Origin of the sequence: Enterobacter sp. BIDMC 30, from assembly GCF_000534355.1 — a bacterium.
Taxonomy (GTDB): domain Bacteria; phylum Pseudomonadota; class Gammaproteobacteria; order Enterobacterales; family Enterobacteriaceae; genus Enterobacter; species Enterobacter ludwigii.
Window position 1 is genome coordinate 3,701,346 of sequence record NZ_KI973169.1, and the last position, 20,291, is coordinate 3,721,636.

Genomic DNA, 20,291 nt, shown 5'->3' on the forward strand with positions numbered 1-20,291 from the left:
CGGGGAGAGGGTGAGGTTGAGCGATTAATGCGCCCCTTTCGCCTGGGTCACAATCTCTTCCAGGTTCTCAGGCATTGGCTCATACGGTGTCTCTTTTGCCGTCGGCTTGTCTTCTTTCAGCGCCGCCAGTGCAGTCTTCAGAGAATACAACGCCAGCACCACAACCACCACCATAAAGAAGATGGTCAGTCCGGCGTCCAGACGGTTGTTAAACACCAGCTGCGACAGTTGTGATTCCGTATATTGCGCCGGGATCTTACCGCTGTCGATCATCGCCTGGAACTTGTTGGCGATAGCCAGGAAGCCCACTTTGTTGTCCGGGCTGAAGGCTTTCTGCCAGCCTGCCGTCAGGGTACAAATCAGCAGCCATGCGGTCGGCAGTAACGCCACCCATGCATAACGCTGACGCTTCATCTTGAACAGCACTACCGCACAGAGCATCAGCGCCATGCCCGCCAGCATCTGGTTGGCAATACCAAACAGCGGCCACAGGGTGTTAATCCCTCCCAGCGGATCGACGACGCCCTGATGGAGGAAATATCCCCACGCCAGTACGCACAGCGCCGTTGCCAGCAGGTTCGCCGGTAATGAATCGGTACGTTTCAGGTTCGGTGAGATCACCCCCAGCAAATCCTGCAGCATAAAGCGTGCCGCACGCGTTCCTGCATCCACCGCCGTCAGAATAAACAGCGCTTCAAACAGAATGGCGAAGTGATACCAGAACGACACGTCCATCAGCCCGCCCAGCGCGCCGTGCAGAATATACGCCATACCCACCGCCAGCGTTGGCGCGCCCCCCGCTCGGGAAATAATAGACTGCTCGCCCACTTCACTGGCGATATGGGTCAACGTGTCAGGGGTAATGGCAAAGCCCCAGCCGCTCACCACCTGCGCGGCAGAGGCCACCACGTCAACGGTGCCGGCCGGTGCCAGCAGCGCCATTGGGCTGTTCATCGCGAAGTAAACGCCCGGGTCGATAATACAGGCCGAGACCAGCGCCATTATCGCCACGAACGATTCCATCAGCATGCCGCCGTAGCCAATCAGGCAGGCCTGATTCTCATTGGCGAGCATTTTCGGCGTGGTACCGGAGGCAATCAGCGCGTGGAAGCCAGACACCGCGCCACAGGCGATGGTGATAAACAGGAACGGAAACAGGTTGCCGGTCCAGACCGGGCCGGTGCCATCAATAAATTTGGTCAGCGCAGGCATGGTCAGCGTCGGGCGCATAATCAAAATGCCGATTGCCAGCCCCACAATCGTGCCGATTTTCAGGAAGGTAGAGAGGTAATCGCGCGGGGCCAGCAGCAGCCACACCGGCAGCACCGCCGCCACAAATCCGTACCCTACCAGCATCCACGTCAGCTGTACGCCGGTGAAATCGAAGAACGGCGCCCACGTCGGGCTCTCAGCCACCCAGCCGCCGGAGATAATGGCAAACACCAGAAAGACCAGGCCGATGACCGACACTTCACCAATGCGTCCCGGACGCAGGTAGCGAATGTAGATCCCCATAAACAGCGCCAGCGGAATGGTAAAGGCCACGGTATAGGTTCCCCACGGACTGTGGGTCAGCGCTTTCACCACGATCATCGCCAGCACCGCGAGGATGATCACCATGATCATAAAGGTCGCGATCAGGGCGATCACCCCGGCCGTGGCTCCCATCTCCTCTTTCACCAGCTCACCGAGCGAACGTCCGTCGCGGCGGGTGGAGACGAACAGTACCATAAAGTCCTGCACCGCACCGGCCAGCACGACGCCCGCGAGGATCCAGATCATCCCCGGCAGATAACCCATCTGCGCCGCCAGGACCGGCCCCACCAGCGGGCCCGCGCCGGCAATCGCCGCAAAATGGTGACCGAACAGCACTTTCTTGTCGGTAGGCACATAGTCCAGACCGTCGTTATGACGAACCGCAGGCGTCATGCGCGTGCCGTCGACCCCTAACACCGTCTTCTCGATATAGCGGCCATAAAAACGGTACGCGATCAGATAAATACAGACCGAGGCGACAACGATCCACAGCGCGTTGATCTGTTCCCCCCGGTTGAGGGCGATATAGCCCAGGGCAAATGCTCCCACAACGGAGAGCCCTGCCCACGTAAGGTATTTCCCTGAGTTGTTCATAGTTGTTGTCCGTTGTTGTGAAACAGTGAGATGTTACATTTTGTTTCTAGAACAACGCTCAAAATTTAACAACTTTGAAACGCAATAATGCGTGGTCAAACCAGACATTTACACCACATTGTTAAGCCGATCACCTTCCGCTGAAACACCCCTGCCGCCACGGGTCACACTTTTGCCTTTTTCGTCCTGACACCGCCTTACGAAATGATTTGTATCATTTTTTTTGCTCAAAACCTCGCCAGAATGACCCTGCGCAATCGCGTGCATACAAGGAAAAGGATATGAACAGTTCAGTACCTCAGGATCTCAAGGTCGGGCCCGGCGCGTACGTTGCGCTGGCATTCGCAGCCGTTTTCTTCTCTGGCCTGCTGGGCGGAAAAGAGTGGTACGGCGTGTTTGATTTCACCACCCTCAACGGTGCGTTTGGCAAGGTGGTCAGCAAGGCCAGTCTTGAAGACGGCACCCTGACTACCGCCACCAGCGCCTTTCGCGGTACCGGCGGCAGTGGCGCAATGGACGGGTTTCTCTTTGCGCTCGGTTTAATTCCGGCCGTGATGTTTGCGCTCGGGATGATCAACGTGCTGGAGCACTATGGTGCGCTGCGTGCAGCACGTAAGCTGTTAACGCCGCTGCTGCGCCCGCTGCTGGGCATTCCCGGTACCACCGGGCTGGCGCTGATTGGCAGCCTGCAGAGCACCGATGTGGGTGCATCCCTCACCCGCACCTGTCCGATGAAGGGCAGATTAGCGAAAAAGAGAAAGACGTTTTCGCCATGTTCCAGTTCTCCGCCGGGGCGATGATCACCAACTTTTTCTCCTCTGGTGCCATCCTCTTTACCCTGGTCGCCGTTGACGGGACGGCCGCGGTGCCGACCTCCATTGGTGCCTGCATCGCCGTGATGTTCATCATGAAGATTGTCGGCGCGAATCTGCTGCGCCTGATCCTGACCGTCATCGGCAAAGATGCCCCTGAGCAACAACCGACACAAGGAGAGACCGTATGAGTGCCCCACAATCTCATCCCGTGATTACCGATGTGTTTGTCGAAGGCGCACGCAAGGGCTGGAGTATTGCCACCGGCAGCACCCTGCCCAACGTGGTCATGGCTTTTATCATCATCAAGGCGCTGGAAATTACCGGGGCACTGAAAGGGCTGGGGATGATCTTCTCCCCGCTGATGGGCCTGTTTGGCCTGCCGGGTGAAGCGGCTGCCGTGCTGATTGGCGGCTGGATGTCGATGGGCGGTGGGATCGGCGTGGCGATCGGCCTGTTTGATAAAGACATTATTACCGGCGAGCACCTGGCGATTCTGGCACCTGCTATCTATCTGATGGGCTCACAGGTGCAGTATCTCGGCCGCATTCTGGGTGTGATTGGCACCCGCGCCAAACGTATTCCGCTGATGATTGCCATTTCGGTCATCAACGCCTTCTTAGCCATGCTGCTGATGCGCATTATTCTCTGAACAGGACGTTACTATGAACCTTGACCATTATATTGAAGAGCTGAAAACCCTGGTGAACGTGGACTGCGGCACCCGTACTGTCGCAGGCGTCGAAACCGTGGCTGGCATTATTGAAACGCTCTGGCAGCGCGAAGGCTGGCACACCGAACGGGTCAATCTGGGCGACAAGGTTGGCCCGGGCGTATTCGTCAGTAATAAGCCACAGGCGGCACAGTTCGACGTTCTGCTGGTCGGCCATCTTGATACGGTATTTGCCCCCGGCACCGTCGCCGAGCGTCCGCTGAGCGAGGACGCCACCCGTCTTTATGGCCCTGGCGTATCGGATATGAAGAGCGGCCTGCTGAATATCTTGTGGGCGATGCGTGATCTGGACGCAGCCGACCGCGATCGTCTGGCCATTGCGATCGCCATGAATCCCGACGAGGAGACCGGCTCCGTCTATTCACACGAATGGATTGGCGAACTGGCAAAACGCGCCCGCTGCGTGCTGGTATGCGAAGCCGCGCGCGCCGACGGTTCGCTGGTGAAGGCTCGCAAAGGGATGGCGGGCTATCACCTGACGTTCAGCGGCGTGGCGGCACACGCGGGTAACGAACCGGAGAAAGGCCGCTCGGCGATAACCGCCCTGGCAAACAGCATTATTGCCATTAATGCCCTGACCGACCAGGAACGTGGCACCACGCTCAACGTCGGCGTGATCCACGGCGGCAGCGCGGCAAACGTGGTGGCCGATAAAGCCGTTGCCGAGCTGGACGTGCGTTTCTGGGAAAACGATGAGTACAGCCGGGTGAACCAGGCGCTGGAGGCATTGTGTGAAAAAGGCTTTTTAGAGGGCGTCACGACCTCGCTGGCGCGCGTGAACCACAAACCGGCGATGGCAGCGAGTAAAGCCACGCAGGCGCTGATGCAGCAGGTTGAAGCGGCAGGTCAGGCGGAAGGAATAGCCATTACCTGGCAGGCGGTCGGTGGTGGCAGTGATGCCAACCACACCGCCGCGCTGGGCATTCCGACCCTGGACGGGCTGGGGCCAATCGGTGCCGGGTTCCACAGCCCGGCGGAGTGGCTGGATAAAGCGTCGATTGCGCCGAGAATACGCTTGTTGAAGCGGGTGATTTCAATGCTGTAAGCCTTCCCCCTCTCCCCAGCGGGGAGAGGGATGTTGACCGTGCAACGCTAGCCCAAAATTTGGGTACTCAACCGGCAGGTACAGCACCGCCGTCCCTGCTCGTCGAACACCACAATCTCCCAGCTCTGGCTGGTTCGCCCAAGATGCAACGGCTGACACACTCCGCGCACCTTCCCATGCGATACCGCGCGATGGTGCGTTGCGTTCAGCTCCGTTCCCACCACGCTTTGTCCGTCGCGGGTCATCAGAAACCCGGCCATCGACCCCAGCGTTTCCGCCAGCGCCGCCGACGCCCCGCCGTGCAGCAGACCGAACGGCTGATGGGTACGCGCATCCACGGGCATTTCGGCCTCAAGCGTATCGTCACCGATGCGGGTATAGACGATGCCCAGATGCGCCACCATGGAGTTCAGACTGGTGGCGTTCATTTCTTCACGCGATAAGTGACGTTTCCAGATCATCTACGCCCCCAGCGTGGAGCCGCCGTCCACCACGATATCCTGCAACGTGATATGGCTGGCAGCATCGGAGGCGAGGAACAGCACCGTGCTGGCAATCTCCTGCGGACGGGCGATTTTGCCCAGCGGAATACCGAGCTTGAACTGCTCACCAAAGCCGCGAATACGCTGCTGCTCAGCGTCGTCGCTTTTCCACAGGGTGCGCTGCATATCGGTATCCGTTGACCCGGGCGACACCAGATTACAGCGCACGCCACTGCCCGCCAGCTCAAGCCCGACGGTCAGCGCCAGGCTTTTTAGCGCCGCTTTCGACGCACCGTAGGCGCTCATGCCGATACGCGGCGTGTGGGCCGCGTCAGACGCCACGGTGACAATCGCCCCGCTTTGCTGGCGACGGAACTGGCCCATCGTCTGCTGGAACAGGTTAAATGCCCCGCCGACATTAACCGCGAAGGTTTGCTGCCAGTCCTCCTGCGCAATCTGGTCGGTCGCGCCCATACGCAGAATTCCCGCCGCGTTCACCAGCACGTCCAGACGCTCAAGCCTTGCCAGCGCGCGCCCGCACACCTCGCGGACTTGTGCGGCATCCGCGATGTCCAGCGTTTCGGTGGCAAAGGGATACGCTTCCTCCGGGAAGGCCAGGTCGAATCCGGTGACCTGCGCGCCCGCTTCAACAAACGCCCGCGCCGTCGCGTAACCGATGCCCTTACCCGCGCCCGTTACCCAGACGGTTTTGCCGGTAAAATCGAACCCCGCCATCACTTCACCTCGCGGGAGAGCAGCGCCCACCAGGCGTCGAGGGTAGGATTTTTCGCCAGCATCACAAAGTCGATATCGCTGTGCACTTTGCGCCAGCGGGCGGCCAGCGCCATCATGCGCACCGAGTCCAGACCGTAGTCGATCAGGTTTTCGTCATCCATCGGCTCATCTGATTCATCCAGCAGCGGCAGGATGATGTCACGCAGCGCCGCTTTCGTGGCCGGAATAGACGGCAGCAGGTCGTCCGTCATAACCACCCGGCCGGCGCGCCCTGCGACGTAGTTCAGAGACATCAGGTGCTCATCGCGGGTAAAATCGGCCAGCGCATCGGCGATAAAGAACGGTTTGATATCCCGCATAAAGGCGTCTGTAGCGGTCGTCATGCAGCCAATATGGGCGTAAACCCCGGTGATCAGCAGCTGGTTGCGCCCCGTCTCTTTCAGCATCAACTCCAGCGGCGAGCGGTGGAACGCGCTGTAGCGCCACTTCACCAGTACCGTATCGGCTTCATCCGGCGTCAGCTGAGACACAATGCGCTGCTGCTCTGGTGAGCGGGTCAGCCCCGGTCCCCACATATCGTTCAGCAGGGCGCGGTCTTCATCGCTCTGCGCTTTCGGCTGAGCGGTATAGTAAACCGGAATATTGTGTTGCTTGCAGTAATCGCGAAGTCTGGCGATATTCGCGACCACCTGGGCCATCATCGGGCTATTTTCGCCCCAGAAGTTCAGGAAATACTCCTGCATATCATGGATCAACAGCGCGGCACGTTCTGGCTCAAACGCCCAGTTCACTTTGTTGTCTGGCAGGTCTGCGGCCGTCGGCAGCGCATAAGCGGTTAATTGTGGAATGGCCATACTCTGTTCCTTAGCCCCGGGCGCGTTCAGCTAGCCACAGGCGCAACTGTTTCTTATCGACTTTGCCGACGGGCGTTAACGGAAGCGCATCAACGCTCTCCACGCGGTCCGGCAGTTTAAATTCTGCAACGCCCTGCTCACGCAGGAAGCGGCGCACCTCCACCGCACGCAGTGGCTCTTTCACCACCAGATACGCGCAGCTCTTTTCACCCAGCAGGCTGTCCTCCATGCTCACCAGGGCCGCGTGGATCACCGCGTCGTGGCGAAGCAGCAGGTTTTCAATCTCTTCTGCGGCAATCTTTTCGCCGCCACGGTTGATCTGATCTTTCTCCCGTCCCTGAACGGTGATGTAGCCCTGTTCGTCAATGGCGATCAGATCCCCGGAGCAGTAAAAGCCGTCCGCATCAAAGGCGCTGGCGTTGTGCTCCGGACTGTTGAAATAGCCGCGGAAGGTATACGGCCCGCGGGTCATCAGACGCCCGACTTCACCGCGCGGGAGCGGATTACCGTGCTCGTCCGCCACCCACACTTCGTCATCCGGGCACATCGGGCGCCCCTGCGTATTGATAATGCGTTCCGGCGTATCATCGAGCGCGGTGTAGTTCACCAGCCCTTCCGCCATACCAAACACCTGCTGCAGCTGGCAGCCAATTTCTGCCGGAATACGCGCCGCGAGCGTCGCGGACAGGCGCGCCCCACCGACCTGCAGCAGCGTCAGCGATGAGAGCGGGGCATTCCCTGCACCGTCGGCAATCGCCTGCAGCCACAGGCTGACCGCCGGGGGCACCAGCGAGGTAACCGTGATCTGATGTTTTTCTATCAGCGGGAAGCAGATTGTGGCGCTCGGATCGTTTGCCAGCACCACGCAGCCCCCCGCCGTAAAGACGCCTAACGAGCCGGGCGAGCTCATGGCGTAGTTATGGGCCGCTGGCAGCGCATTCAGATAACGCGTGTCCGCGGTAATCCCGCAGATCGCATTGCTGCGACGGATGCTGTAGTCATAGTCGTTATGCGTACGCGGGATCAGCTTCGGCGTGCCGGTGCTCCCGCCCGAGAGCTGGAAGAACGCCACTTCGTCGGCAGGAGTCGGGTTCGGAATGAAATTTTCTGCCGGATGCGCAATCGCCGCGTCCAGCGCATGTTCACCTTTGTCGCCGCGCAGCAGCACGACGCGTACCGAACGGTGCTCATCGACAAAAGTATTGAGGAAGTCATCCCCTGCAAACAGGGCGTGCTCGCGATCGGCTATCAGCAGCGCAGGTTTGATCTGCGCGGCGTAGGCGTTCAGCTCCGAGCGCTGATGGCTAAAGAGCGCATTGACCGGCGCCACGCCCACCTGCAGCAGGGCGAAAAAGGTCATGTAAAACTCGCACACGTTGCCAAGCTGCACCAGCGCCGTTTCACCGCGATGAAGCCCCAACGCCTGCAGCCGCGATGCCAGGTTATTCACGGCCTGGTTAAACTCGCGGTACGTTATGCGACGGTCACCGTCGACGATCGCCACCGCATCGTTATTCTCCTGATCCGTCAGGATGTGGGTCAGCGGCAGATCCTGCCAGTAGCCTTTTTCACGGTAGCGCCGGGCAAAATCCTCGGGCCAACGGGTAAAGGGAAGGGTCATGAGTGTTCCTTAGTGCAAACCAAAAACATTGAGCATGGTGGAGAGTTTTACGCCGGTTTCACGCCACTCGCCCACGGGTGAAGAGGCCGGGACAATGCCCGCGCCGGCAAACAGGCGAACGGTATTCTGCTGCAGACGAGCGCAGCGGATGGTGACCACCCATTCGCCATTGCCTTCACTGTCACACCAGCCGACGATGCCGCCGAACAGCTCGCGATCGAACGGCTCCAGCCCGGCGATCAACGCCTTAGCAGCCTGATGCGGGAAACCGCTCAGGGCTGGCGTCGGGTGCAGCAGGCAGGCCAGCGTCAGCGCGTTTTCGTTTTCACGCGCCTCACCTTCCACCGGCGTGGCCAGATGCCAGAGCGTGGGGGTGGTGATCAACTGTGGGGAGGAAGGCATGCTGAGGTGATGGCTGCGCGGTTTGAGAATGGCTTTCATCGCCTGGGTCACCAGGTCATGCTCGTGACGATCTTTTTCGGACGCCAGCAGCTTGTTGCCCGCCTCACGATCCAGCACGTCATCCGGCTGACGACGCGCGGAGCCTGCCAGCGGCAGAGAGCTAAAATGCGCCCCTTCTTTACGCAGCAGCAGTTCCGGACTTGCGCCGAGCAGCACGCCACCGTCTTCCAGCGGTACGTGGAAGTTGTAGCTGGCCGGGTTCTGGGCGATCAGCCGCTCCATGAGCGCACCGCTATCAATCGGTTTGCCGGTAACGATATCAATCAGGCGCGACAGCACCACTTTGTTCACCTGCGGCGTGGCGGTGAGGGCAGCCGCGCGGGCGACCATCTCTTCAAATACCGGCTGCGGCGGGATCTCGGTGCGTTTTTCCACCTTCAGCGCCTGTGAGCCAGCAACATAGCGGGCGGACTGCTGACGCGCCGGGCGAGAAAAGGTCTGCCAGCGTTGCGGTATAAACAGAGACGACGGCTTGCGGGTATCAAACGGAATGGCACCCACCATCACAGGATGGGCAATGCCGCTGGCTTTTGCGTTGCGGAAAGCCTGGGCTAATTTCTGCTGAAACTGTCCTGCCGGATCGTCACCCCCGACGGCGGATTCAGAGAAGCGGGAAAAACAGCCGGACGTGGTAAAACTGCGGTAAGGCGACATAAAGAAAAAGCTGTCCGATTGCAGCGTGCTGGCGGTGTGCTGAACTTCCTCAGCCAGGGACGTATCCATTTCATCCTCCTAAAATGATAAAGGCAGTAATAATGATTATCATTTATATTTACGCTCGCTAACCTAATCTCACATCGCGTCGCTGTCAACCGCAGAGCAAACATCTTCTTCGGGTAACGCTTGCATCCCGTCGTCGCAGACATGAAAATGAGAAGCATTAACTTCAACAGAAACAGGATGCCACGTTGTGAAATGTCTTGCCGTCTGCCGTAATCCCCTGCTTTTCATCGGACTTTTTGTTTTAGGACTTACCTCAGCGCTTGCCGCCGACTGGCCGCGTCAGGTGACAGACAGCCGCGGCGTGCATACGCTTGAGCACAAACCGACGCGCATCGTCTCCACCAGCGTGACCCTGACCGGCTCCCTGCTGGCGATTGACGCGCCGGTTATTGCCAGCGGCGCCACCACGCCCAACAACCGCGTGGCGGATGCGCAGGGATTCCTGCGCCAGTGGGGCGATATCGCGAAACAGCGTCAGCTTGCGCGTCTGTACATTGGCGAGCCGAGCGCCGAAGCGGTGGCCGCCCAGATGCCGGACCTGATTTTGATCAGCGCCACCGGCGGGGATTCGGCGCTGGCGTTGTATGACCAGCTTTCAGCTATCGCGCCGACGCTTGTTATTAACTACGACGACAAAAGCTGGCAGGCGCTTCTAAAACAGCTCGGCACAATCACGGGTCAGGAAAAACAGGCCGCCGAGCGCATCGCCGCGTTTGATAAGCAGCTTGCCCAGGTGAAACAGCAGATGACATTACCGCCGCAGCCGGTGAACGCCATCGTCTACACCGCCGCCGCGCACTCGGCAAACCTGTGGACGGCGGAATCCGCTCAGGGCCAGTTATTGCAGCAGCTGGGCTTTACGCTGGCTGAACTGCCTGCCGGATTGCACACCTCCAAAAGCCAGGGTCAGCGTCACGATATTATTCAGTTAGGCGGGGAAAATCTGGCGACCGGGCTGAACGGCGAAGGGCTGTTCCTGTTTGCCGGAGATCAGAAAGATGTGGATGCGATTTACGCCAATCCGCTGCTGGCGCACCTTCCTGCCGTGCAGAACAAGCGCGTCTGGGCACTGGGAACAGAGACGTTCCGCCTGGATTATTACAGTGCAATGCGGGTACTGCAGCGTTTAGACGCACTGTTCAGGTAAGAGGCTAACCCGGCCCTCTTCGGGAGAGGGCCGGTGTGAACGCGTCAGGCCGCACTGTCGTTCAACACAACCTCCTGCCTGAACCGACGCAGCTCAACCAGGACCACCAGCAATATCACTCCCAGCATAGCCAGGACAAAGCCGCTGCTGCTCGCTGAAGCCACCGGGGTCATTATCGCCCCCAGCCCGCCGAGGATAGCCGCGCCAATGGCATCGCCCGTCACGTTCTGTGCGGTCCACAGACCGTTGATACGCCCCAGCATCCCTTCCGGCGTCTGGGTCTGGATCAGGGTGTACTGCAGCAATGAACTGATGGCGCTCAGCCAGCCAAAAATCACCAGGCACATTACGCCCAGCGCCCATACCGGCATCAGGCTGAAGAAACCAATCGCAATAAACGACGCCAGGGTAGCCAGCAGCATGATCAGCCCGGGACGCGCACTCTGCGCCAGGTTACCGCTGGTCAACGCGCCGCATGCCGCGCCGAGCGGAATAGCCGCGTACAGCACGCCGATTTCCGACGCGCTCATCTGCCACACGCCCGCCAGCGCCGGGTAAAGCACGCGTACGGCACTGGCCATCGTCAGCAGACCGCCGAGCAGCGCAATACCACCTATCAACGGATTGCTGAACAGAAAACGGATCGCGGCCATCAGTGATGTCAGCGGATGTTCGCGCGGCTGTGGCGGAGGCGGCAGGCGCGGCAAACGCAGGAGCGTGAGCGTAGTGATAAAGGTGCCCGCAGCCGCCAGCCCATAGTTCCACGCCACGTTGCCGGTCGCCAGCAGCAGGCCACCGACCATCGGTGAAATTACCGACCCGAGGCGCACGGTCAGCATGGTGATTGCCCCCGCCTGCATCAGGTTTTCGCGCCCGACCAGCGCGGGCGTGGCTGCCAGCAGCGCCGTGACGCCGAGTGACGCAAAAAAACCGTCCCACAGACCGAGGGCGTAAATGGCAATCAGTGACGGCTCCGGCAGCATGGCGTTCAGACACAGCCCGATAAAGCCTACGCCGCACGTGCCGCGTGCCAGCAGGATCAGTTTTTTACGCTCATACCGGTCCGCCAGCACGCCGCCCACCATCAGGCCGATAAACATCGCCCCACCGGTTAAGGTGACCGAAAGCCCCACCAGCCAGCTGGAGTGGGTCATGGACTGGATCTGCACCGGCACGGCAACACCAAGCAGGCCGAGGGAGAGGATGGAGATAAAACGGGCGATAAAGACAGCGCGGTATGCGGGGTGCGTCTTCAGCAGGCTGAGGTTGAGCAGCCAGGATTTTTGATTCATGACAAGGCCTTGAGTGTATTTCTACCAATTCCATTGGCGCACATGCTAACATAGCCAAATAAGATAGATAACGATAATCACTATCATTATCAAATCATGGATGTTGCTATGTCGTTTTCCTCTTCCGCGGTGCGCGCCGTTGCCGTGCCCGTGTTATTGCTACTGTTAATCCTTGCGATTGCACTCAGTTTGCTGGTCGGCGCGAAGCCGCTGCCCGCGTCCGTTATTGTCGATGCGTTCACTGGCAGCTGTCAGAGCGCCGACTGCACCATCGTGCTCGATGCCCGCCTTCCCCGTACCCTTGCCGGACTGCTGGCCGGGGGTGCGCTGGGTCTTGCCGGTGCCTTAATGCAAACGCTCACCCGTAACCCGCTGGCCGACCCCGGCATTCTTGGGGTAAACAGCGGTGCCAGCTTTGCGATTGTGCTTGGCGCGGCGCTCTTCGGTTTTACCTCTCCGTCTGAACAACTGGTGATGGCCTTCTGCGGCGCGCTGGCGGCGTCGCTGGTGGTGGCGTTTACCGGTAGCCAGGGTGGCGGACAGCTGAGTCCGGTACGCCTGACGCTGGCGGGCGTGGCGCTCGCCGCCGTGCTGGAAGGGTTATCCAACGGCATCGCCCTGCTTAACCCGGATGTTTACGACCAGCTGCGCTTCTGGCAGGCCGGTTCGCTGGATATCCGCACCCTGGAAACCTTAAAAGTGGTGGTGATCCCGGTCTTCATCGCCGCCGCCGTCGCGCTGTGTTTAAGCCGTGCGCTCAACAGCCTGAGCCTCGGGAGCGACACCGCAACCGCGCTCGGCAACCGCGTGGCGCGCACGCAGCTAACGGGTCTTATCGCGATCACCGTACTGTGCGGCAGCGCAACTGCAGTTGTCGGCCCCATTGCTTTTATCGGCCTGATGATGCCCCACATGGCACGCTGGCTGGTGGGTGCCGATCACCGCTGGTCGCTGCCGGTCACACTGCTTGCTACCCCTGCCCTGCTGCTGTTCGCGGATGTTGTGGGTCGCCTGCTGGTGCCTGGTGAACTGCGCGTCTCGGTGGTAAGCGCATTTATCGGTGCACCAGTGCTGATCTTCCTCGTGCGACGTAAACGCGGAGGTGGCGCATGATGGCCCCGTCCCGACGTTTAGTCACCAGCGTGTCGTTGCTGGCCGTCGTCATTCTGATGCTGGCGGTCTGGAGCCTGCGCAGCGGCGCGGTCACGCTCGATTTCGCGCAGGTTTTTAACGCGCTGCTTGGCAGTGCGCCGCGCAATGTCACCCTGGTGGTCACCGAGTGGCGACTGCCGCGCGTGGCGATGGCGATTCTGGTGGGCGCGGCGCTCGGCGTCAGCGGTGCCATTTTTCAGTCGTTGATGCGCAACCCGCTTGGCAGCCCGGACGTGATGGGGCTGAACACCGGCGCCTGGAGCGGCGTGCTGGTGGCGATGGTGCTGTTTGGTCAGCACCTGACGGCCATCACGTTCACCGCGATGACCGGCGGGATAGTCACCGCGCTCATTATCTGGGCGCTGGCCTGGCGCAACGGTATCGACACCTTCCGCCTGATCATTATCGGTATCGGCATTCGCGCCATGTTAATGGCTTTCAACACCTGGCTATTGCTGCAGGCTTCGCTCGACACCGCGCTCTCTGCCGGGCTGTGGTATGCCGGTTCGCTCAATGGCCTGACGTGGGGCAAAACCTGGCCCGCTGCCCCGCTGATCCTGGTGATGTTTATTGGCGCGGTGTTGCTGGTACGCCGGATGCGCCTGCTGGAGATGGGTGATGACAGCGCCTGCGCGCTGGGCGTGGGCGTTGAGCGCTCGCGCCTGATGCTGATGCTGGTGGCGGTGTTACTGACCGCTGCCGCCACCGCCATCGCCGGGCCGATCTCGTTTATCGCGCTGGTTGCACCGCATATTGCCCGGCGCATCAGCGGCACGGCGCGCTGGGGATTAACCCAGGCGGCGCTGTGTGGCGCAGCGTTACTGCTGGCCGCCGACCTCTGCGCCCAGCGGTTATTTATGCCTTATCAACTTCCGGTAGGCGTCGTGACCGTCAGCCTCGGCGGGATTTACCTCATCGTCTTGTTAGTTCAGGAGTCACGCAAGAAATGACAAACAGCACAACCCGCTTGCGCGGCGAACACTTAACCCTCGGCTATGGCAAAAAAATCATTGCCCGTGACCTGACGGTGGCTATCCCGGACGGCCATTTTACGGCGATTATCGGCCCGAACGGCTGCGGTAAATCGACCCTGCTGCGCACCCTCAGCCGCCTGATGACGCCGGTTGAGGGCTGCGTGTATCTCGACGGCGAGCAGATCCAGCGCTTTGCCAGCAAAGAGGTGGCGCGCCGTATCGGCCTGCTGGCGCAAAACGCCACCACGCCCGGGGATATCACGGTGCAGGAACTGGTCTCGCGCGGGCGCTATCCGCATCAGCCGCTGTTTACTCGCTGGCGTAAAGAGGATGATGAGGCGGTGAAGCGGGCAATGCAGGCGACGGGCATTACCGATCTTGCCCGGCAAAGCGTGGATACGCTCTCCGGCGGGCAGCGCCAGCGGGCGTGGATTGCGATGGTGCTGGCACAGGAAACCGCCATCATGCTGCTGGACGAGCCTACCACGTGGCTGGATATCAGCCATCAGATCGATCTGCTGGAGTTGTTGAGCGAGCTGAACCGCACGCAGGGCTATACGCTGGCGGCCGTACTGCACGATTTAAATCAGGCATGCCGCTATGCCACGCATTTGATTGCGCTGCGCGACGGCGAAATTGTGGCGCAGGGTGCGCCAAAAGAGATTGTGACGCCGGATCTGATCGCGCAGATCTACGGCATGCGCTGCATGATTATCGACGATCCCGTGGCCGGTACGCCGCTGGTGGTGCCGTTGGGCAAGCGTGCAGTCTGATGCCCTCACCCTCTCCTGGAAGAGAGGGTGAGAGTGAGGGGAAACCGCTACCCCAATATCGCCTTCAGCACCGGTCCTATTGTCTCAAACGCCTGCGGTGAAATGATATCCACGTGGGCGCAATCCTGGCTGTAAACCTCCAGTTCCCCCACCCACGGCGCCCAGGCCTGCTGCGGATCCAGCGTTTGCGTGCGCCCGGCAACAAACAACGTCGCTTTACCGTCGAACCGTGAACTGTGCGCCGTTGTCAGCAGGCGGACGGCATCGGCGTAATTCCCTTCGATGGCGTTAAAGAGCTCGCCAGAGCCTTGCCCCTGCTGCGCGGCGATAAACGCCTGACGCTCGCGTTCGATTTCTGCCAGTACGTCCGGATCGAGACCATTGGCCTCTTTCTCTGCCCAGTTCTGGGTTTCCGGCGGCCAGGTATCCAGCAAGCCGAGAAACGCCACCGCATCCCCCTGCTCGCGCAGACGGGCCGCAATGCCCTGCGCCAGCGTGCCGCCAAGCGAGTAGCCGAACAGATAATACGGCCCCTGCGGCTGTTGCGCGCGCAGCGTCTGCAGATGCTGTTCGATCACCTCGTCCAGCGTAGCGCACTGCTGCATCGGCCCTTCCGGACGCGGCGACTGAATGCCGGTGATTGACCAGCGCGGGCTGAGATAGCGCGCCAGCACGCTAAACTGCCAGGCAAAACCGGATGCCGGATGGAAGCAGAACAGCGTCGGACCGTTGCTTTCACGCAGCGGCAGAAGGGTCTCGTAGCCCAGACGCTGTGCCTGTTCGTCATTCATCGATGAATCCAGCAGCGCGCTGAGCATGCTGACCGTCGAGGCCACCATAATCTGCCCCGGCGTGACCCTGCGGGCAAACGTACGGCTGAGCTGCGCGGCCAGGCGCATCGCCAGCAGGGAATGACCGCCGAGGGCGAAGAAATCGGCATCGATGTCGTTCACCTCACAGCCGAGCAGGGCAGAAAATGCCTGCGCGACGGCCACTTCAGCGTCTGTTTCTGGCGCCCGCCCGGCCGTCTTGCGGGTCAATTCCGGCAACGGAAGCGCCTTGCGGTCAAGCTTTCCGTTGGCAGAGAGCGGCAGCGCGCTGATTTGCAGCAGCACCACCGGCACCATATGGGGCGGCAATTGAGCTTTAAGCGAGTGCAGCAGCGCATCGCGGTCCAGCGGCAAGCCGGACCCGGAGACGACATACCCTACCAGCTGTCGGGCATCGCCCCCGGTTGCCGCCGCCTGATTAAACACGCACGCGTGCGCTACAGCCTGCGCCACGTCAGGCAGCGAAAGCATCGCACGATCGATTTCGCCAAGTTCGATACGCTGACCACGAATTTTCAGCTGATCGTCACTGCGGCCCAGATATTCCACCGCGCCGTTATCCAGCCAGCGCGCCACGTCACCGGTGCGGTACATCCGCTCGCCAGGTGCAAAGGGATCGGCAATGAAGCGGCTGGCGGTCAGGTCCGGACGACCGAGATACCCCTGCGCAAGCTGGATCCCGGTAAGATAGAGGTCACCGGCCACGCCGAACGGCACCGGACGCATCATCGCATCCAGGATGCGCAGCCCCGTATTCCACACCGGGAAGCCAATCGGCACGCTGTTGCCCGCCACCGCCGCCAGTTCCGGACCCGACGCCGGATACCAGCTCACGTCCACCGCCGCTTCTGTTGGACCATAAAGGTTATGCAACGGGACATGAGTAAGGTGCTCCCACTCCCGACACAGTTCTGTCGGCAGCGCTTCCCCGCTGCAGAACACCTGCTTCAGTGTCTGACAGCAGTCGGCATTTTCCGGCGTCAGCGAGGCAACGAACGCCGCCAGCATCGACGGCACAAAGTGTGTCGTGGTCACGCCATAATGCGCGAAGAAGTTCTGCATCGCCTGCGGATCGCGGTGCGCGTCCGGCTCGGCCATCACCAGCTTCGCGCCGGCGATAAAGGGCCACCAGAACTCCCAGACCGAGACGTCAAAACTGCACGGCGTCTTTTGCGCCACCACGTCATGCGCGTCCAGCGGATAGTGATCCTGCATCCACATCAGGCGGTTAACGATGGCGGTATGCCCTACCATCACGCCTTTTGGCCGCCCCGTTGAGCCTGAGGTAAAGATGATGTACGCCGTGTGCGCCGGCTTTGCCAGCCGCAGCGGTTCACTGCCCGCAGGAGGTAATAGTGTGTTGTAACTAAATACAGGGACCGGCAGATCGCTAAAGCGCGAAAGCTGATCGTCAGAGGCGATCAGCAGGGACGGTTTCGCGTCCTCCAGCATCATGCGCAGACGATCGTCCGGGTAACCGGTATCCAGCGGCAACCACGCGGCGCCCGCCTCCACGATGCCGTGCAGCGCCAGGGTAAGAAACACCGAGCGCGGCAGGGCTACCGCCACGCTGTCGCCAGGCTTAACGCCGCGTTCCCGCAGTAATGTCGCAAGAGCCACCACCTGCTCGCGCATCTGGCGGTAATTCAGTTCGATGTGCGCATCAGCAAGCGCGGGGGCATCCGGCGTTTTATCCGCCTGGTCTGCCACCAGCTGAGCCAGCGTGGTTGACGGTAGCGCCAGCCCGGTATCATTGATACGCGCCAGCTGCTGGTATTCCTGCTCTGAAACGGTTTCTGCTTCGCCGCAGCGCAAATCCGGGTTGGCAGCAAACTGCATCAGCATGGCGTTCAGGCGTGCAACGTGGCGCGTTAGCGTCGCTTCATCGTAGCGCTGCTTATTGGCAAGGATTTCAATACTCAGGCCGCCCTGCTCGTCCGGGAACAGCGCCAGTTCAAGGTCATTGACCGGGCCAGTGGCCAGCGTATGGGTGATGGCGTCCACGCCATCCATATCCAGCTGATAATCAAACACCTTGACGTTCAGTACCGGGCCAAACAGCGCGTCATCGCCCGCGGCACGTCCGCTGTCACGCACGATCTGCTCGGCGTCATAACGCTGATGGCGACGCATTTTTTTCAGCTGATTTGCCAGACGATGCGCCAGCGCAGGCAGGCTTTCGTGCGGGGCAATGTTCACCGCCAGCGGCAGCACGTTCAGCACCGGACCGGTTGCCGTTAAGGCCGCCGATCCCATTCGGCGCATAAAGATAAACCCGGCGGCGTAGTCCAGCCGTCCGGTCAGACGCCCGATCCACAGCGCCACCAGCGCAAGCGCCAGATCGGTACGCTGAACCGGCCCCGCCGCCTGAGCAAGCCGGGTAAAGGCGCGGCGGTCAGCCGTCACCTTCAGACGCAGAATATCGGTGGTCGCCGCACGGCCCGGCAGCGGTGCCGACGACAGCGAGACCGGGGAAGGAAGCTGCTTACGCTGCTCCGCCCAGAACGCCCCGTCGCGCTGATACGCTTCGCTGTCGCGATAGCGCTGGTACTCCTCCACCACCTCGGCGAAAGGGGTAAACGGCGACGCGGGCGTGGGCTCGCCGTTTTGCCATGCGTGATAAATGGCGGCGATCTGGCGGGTAATCGCCGGGAAACTGAAGCCATCCACCACCAGATGATGATATCGCTGATACCAGTACCAGTGCCCTTCGCCTACCTGAATCAGCTGATGGAACGCCAGCGGCTGACCGCTGTCCACACGCAGGTTCTGGTTTAAATCCGCTGCCATCCAGGCCATCGCCGCGTCATGGGATTCGGCGCAAACCACGGACGGTTCAGGCAGTGACATAGCATCATCCACCCACTGCCACACCTCGCCATTCTCTTGCACAAAACGCATGCGCAGGGTGTCGGCCTGCCGCATTCCTTCAACAATGGCTTTTGCCAGCAGCGGTGCGTCAATATTGCCCTTCAGCTCGGTGTAGTGCGCCACGCTCCAGGCGTTTGGCAGGGAGGAAAGCTGCTCCGCCATCCAGATACCCGGCTGGGCGGCGACAAGGGGAAGACGGTTCATGCTTTCTCTCCCGCAAAATAAGACGGTTGCAGGGTTTGCCAGTGGTCGGCGAGCCACTGCTGACAGGCTTCCTGAGACTGCGCTTCACAGACCACGCGCCAGCCCGCCGGCAGCTGGCACTGCTGCGGCCACAGACTGTACTGTCCCTGGTCGTTACGCAAAATCGCAAACTGACCCTGCGGATTATCGAAAGGGTTGCTGAATTCCATACAGACTCCGTTAGTGAATAAGCGGCTGCCAGAGGGTCATCAGCCCCTGCGTCAGCCCACCGCGCCAGCAAAGCGCGTCGTGTCCGCCGTCAACCTGACGCCAGATAACCGGTTGCTGCGGGTGCAGTTCGGCGTAGATCGCCTGATTCGCGCGGAAGATGAGCGGCTCATTGCGTCCGGCCTCAAGAACGATACGCAGCCCGCGCGCGGTGAGGTCGCCCGCTTTAAGTTGTTCGATGAGCAACCCGTCCTGCTGACCGCCACGGTGCGGCCACCAGTAGGAGCCGGACTGGCTTAATACGCAGCCAAAGCGCTCGGGCCAGTTAAGCCCGGCATAAAGTGAAGAGAGGCCGCCAAAGCTTTGACCCGCGACTACCGTTCGGTCGGCGCGGTCGCTGAACGGAGTGCGGCTGTTCACCCGCGGGAGAAGTTCCTCCTGCACCGCCTGCCAGAAATCCGGGTTGCAGGGTAACTCGTGATTGCGATGCGCCATGTCGATCACATCGATTAAGACGTAGACGGCAGGCGGCAGTTTGCCCGCGTTTGTCAGCGCGGTTAGCGGAGACCACACGGGCATGCTTTCGGCCCAGAACTGACCGTCGAGCAGTACGGCAAGCGGCCGCTCCGGGCTGTCTTCACCGGTGGTGAAAACCCACACCCGGCGGCGGTTATTCAGACGCACGCTTTCCCATTCAAAGCAGACGGGCGCGTTGCCGGGCGTTGCGGGCGTGTTCCAGCCGGGCTGAACCGGGGCCTCGGGCATTTCGAGCGCCGAGACGGGATGCCCGCGTCCGCCACGCCAGCTTTGCGGATTTAACGGATCGGCCATCGCCGCGGGGAGCAACTTTCGCCAGCCTTCACGCAGCGCCAAACGTTCGGGTTGCTCGCCGTGGAAGACCGCGTCGGCAAAATCATCTTCGTTCACTGAGGGGATAAAACAGTAGCTGCCGCGCCATTGCGGGGTGAACGCGCCCTGCCACTGCCAGACGTCAGTATCAGGAATGCGCTCAAGGGATTGCGGACGGGCATTTTGATGGTGATCGGTCACGCCGGTGATGTAGAGCCAGACGCGTTTTAGCGGCGAGGTCTTTTGCGTTCCTGCCGGATCACGCCACCAGAAAGTGACACGATAGTGCCCCTTCTCGCGGGTCCATTCGGGTCCGTTTTTCGACTGCCACCAGGCTTCACTTCCCGTTTTTAACCCCGTCACCCGTATAACCTCATGTTTATCAGTCTTTTTTG

General features: G+C 60.7%; 16 protein-coding genes and 1 pseudogene. 7 read left to right on the top strand and 10 right to left on the bottom strand.

Features of this window, described 5'->3' with window-relative positions; translation table 11 throughout:
* Positions 1–24: 24 nt before the first annotated feature.
* Complete coding sequence (cstA, locus tag L466_RS04920; protein ID WP_032681439.1) at positions 25–2,130, bottom strand: pyruvate/proton symporter CstA; 2,106 nt, start codon at positions 2,128–2,130, stop codon at positions 25–27.
* 281 nt (positions 2,131–2,411) lie between these two features.
* On the opposite strand from cstA, the pseudogene L466_RS0122645 reads away from it, so the two are divergent.
* From L466_RS0122645 to L466_RS04910, 3 genes and pseudogenes are all read left to right on the top strand, one after another.
* Positions 2,412–3,133, top strand: a pseudogene (locus L466_RS0122645) (nucleoside recognition domain-containing protein).
* Positions 3,130–3,594 carry a YjiG family protein gene (locus tag L466_RS04915; RefSeq protein ID WP_032681441.1) on the top strand — a complete coding sequence of 155 codons (465 nt, stop codon included), beginning with the start codon at positions 3,130–3,132 and terminating at the stop codon, positions 3,592–3,594. Before L466_RS0122645 ends, L466_RS04915 begins: the two are co-directional and overlap by 4 nt.
* Before the next feature lie 13 nt (positions 3,595–3,607).
* Entirely contained in the window at positions 3,608–4,720 is a 1,113-nt protein-coding gene (locus L466_RS04910) for a M20 family metallopeptidase (RefSeq protein WP_020885023.1), read from the top strand.
* Positions 4,721–4,767: 47 nt separating this feature from the next.
* Here L466_RS04910 and entH read toward each other — a convergent pair whose 3' ends face one another.
* Genes entH through entC form a run of 5 tightly spaced genes read right to left on the bottom strand, consistent with a single transcriptional unit; the run spans position 4,768 to position 9,597 of the window.
* Entirely contained in the window at positions 4,768–5,181 is a 414-nt protein-coding gene (gene entH / locus L466_RS04905) for a proofreading thioesterase EntH (RefSeq protein WP_014169074.1), read from the bottom strand.
* Positions 5,182–5,937 (bottom strand): 2,3-dihydro-2,3-dihydroxybenzoate dehydrogenase EntA, encoded by a 756-nt coding sequence (gene entA, locus L466_RS04900; RefSeq protein ID WP_032681442.1) that lies wholly within the window; start codon positions 5,935–5,937, stop codon positions 5,182–5,184.
* Positions 5,937–6,791, bottom strand: a complete 855-nt coding sequence (locus L466_RS04895; protein WP_032681443.1) for an isochorismatase — start codon at positions 6,789–6,791, stop codon at positions 5,937–5,939. The genes entA and L466_RS04895 overlap by 1 nt, the downstream gene beginning before the upstream one ends.
* Before the next feature lie 10 nt (positions 6,792–6,801).
* Positions 6,802–8,412, bottom strand: coding sequence for a (2,3-dihydroxybenzoyl)adenylate synthase EntE (gene entE / locus L466_RS04890; RefSeq protein ID WP_032681444.1), 1,611 nt, complete (start codon positions 8,410–8,412; stop codon positions 6,802–6,804).
* Positions 8,413–8,421: 9 nt separating this feature from the next.
* Positions 8,422–9,597: an isochorismate synthase EntC gene (gene entC / locus L466_RS04885; RefSeq protein WP_032681445.1), complete on the bottom strand. Its 1,176-nt coding sequence runs from the start codon at positions 9,595–9,597 to the stop codon at positions 8,422–8,424.
* A gap of 187 nt (positions 9,598–9,784) precedes the next feature.
* On the opposite strand from entC, the gene fepB reads away from it, so the two are divergent.
* A complete protein-coding gene (gene fepB / locus L466_RS04880) occupies positions 9,785–10,744 on the top strand; it encodes a Fe2+-enterobactin ABC transporter substrate-binding protein (protein WP_014169069.1) in 960 nt (319 codons plus the stop codon).
* Between the two features lie 44 nt (positions 10,745–10,788).
* On the opposite strand, the gene entS is transcribed toward fepB, so the two are convergent.
* Positions 10,789–12,036, bottom strand: a complete 1,248-nt coding sequence (entS, locus tag L466_RS04875; RefSeq protein WP_014169068.1) for an enterobactin transporter EntS — start codon at positions 12,034–12,036, stop codon at positions 10,789–10,791.
* Between the two features lie 108 nt (positions 12,037–12,144).
* Between entS and fepD the strand changes: the two genes are divergently transcribed.
* Genes fepD through fepC form a run of 3 tightly spaced genes read left to right on the top strand, consistent with a single transcriptional unit; the run spans position 12,145 to position 14,935 of the window.
* Positions 12,145–13,149 carry a Fe(3+)-siderophore ABC transporter permease gene (gene fepD, locus L466_RS04870; protein ID WP_032681446.1) on the top strand — a complete coding sequence of 335 codons (1,005 nt, stop codon included), beginning with the start codon at positions 12,145–12,147 and terminating at the stop codon, positions 13,147–13,149.
* The gene (gene fepG / locus L466_RS04865; protein ID WP_025204701.1) at positions 13,149–14,138 is read left to right on the top strand and encodes an iron-enterobactin ABC transporter permease; all 990 of its coding nucleotides are present in this window, start codon (positions 13,149–13,151) and stop codon (positions 14,136–14,138) included. The genes fepD and fepG overlap by 1 nt, the downstream gene beginning before the upstream one ends.
* The gene (fepC, locus tag L466_RS04860) at positions 14,135–14,935 is read left to right on the top strand and encodes an iron-enterobactin ABC transporter ATP-binding protein (protein ID WP_014169065.1); all 801 of its coding nucleotides are present in this window, start codon (positions 14,135–14,137) and stop codon (positions 14,933–14,935) included. Before fepG ends, fepC begins: the two co-directional genes overlap by 4 nt.
* A 47-nt stretch (positions 14,936–14,982) precedes the next feature.
* On the opposite strand, the gene entF is transcribed toward fepC, so the two are convergent.
* Genes entF through fes form a run of 3 tightly spaced genes read right to left on the bottom strand, consistent with a single transcriptional unit; the run spans position 14,983 to position 20,259 of the window.
* The gene (gene entF / locus L466_RS04855) at positions 14,983–18,840 is read right to left on the bottom strand and encodes an enterobactin non-ribosomal peptide synthetase EntF (protein WP_032681447.1); all 3,858 of its coding nucleotides are present in this window, start codon (positions 18,838–18,840) and stop codon (positions 14,983–14,985) included.
* Positions 18,837–19,049 carry an MbtH family protein gene (locus L466_RS04850; RefSeq protein WP_014169063.1) on the bottom strand — a complete coding sequence of 71 codons (213 nt, stop codon included), beginning with the start codon at positions 19,047–19,049 and terminating at the stop codon, positions 18,837–18,839. The genes entF and L466_RS04850 overlap by 4 nt, the downstream gene beginning before the upstream one ends.
* A 10-nt stretch (positions 19,050–19,059) precedes the next feature.
* A complete protein-coding gene (gene fes, locus L466_RS04845) occupies positions 19,060–20,259 on the bottom strand; it encodes an enterochelin esterase (protein ID WP_032681448.1) in 1,200 nt (399 codons plus the stop codon).
* Positions 20,260–20,291 lie beyond the last annotated feature (32 nt).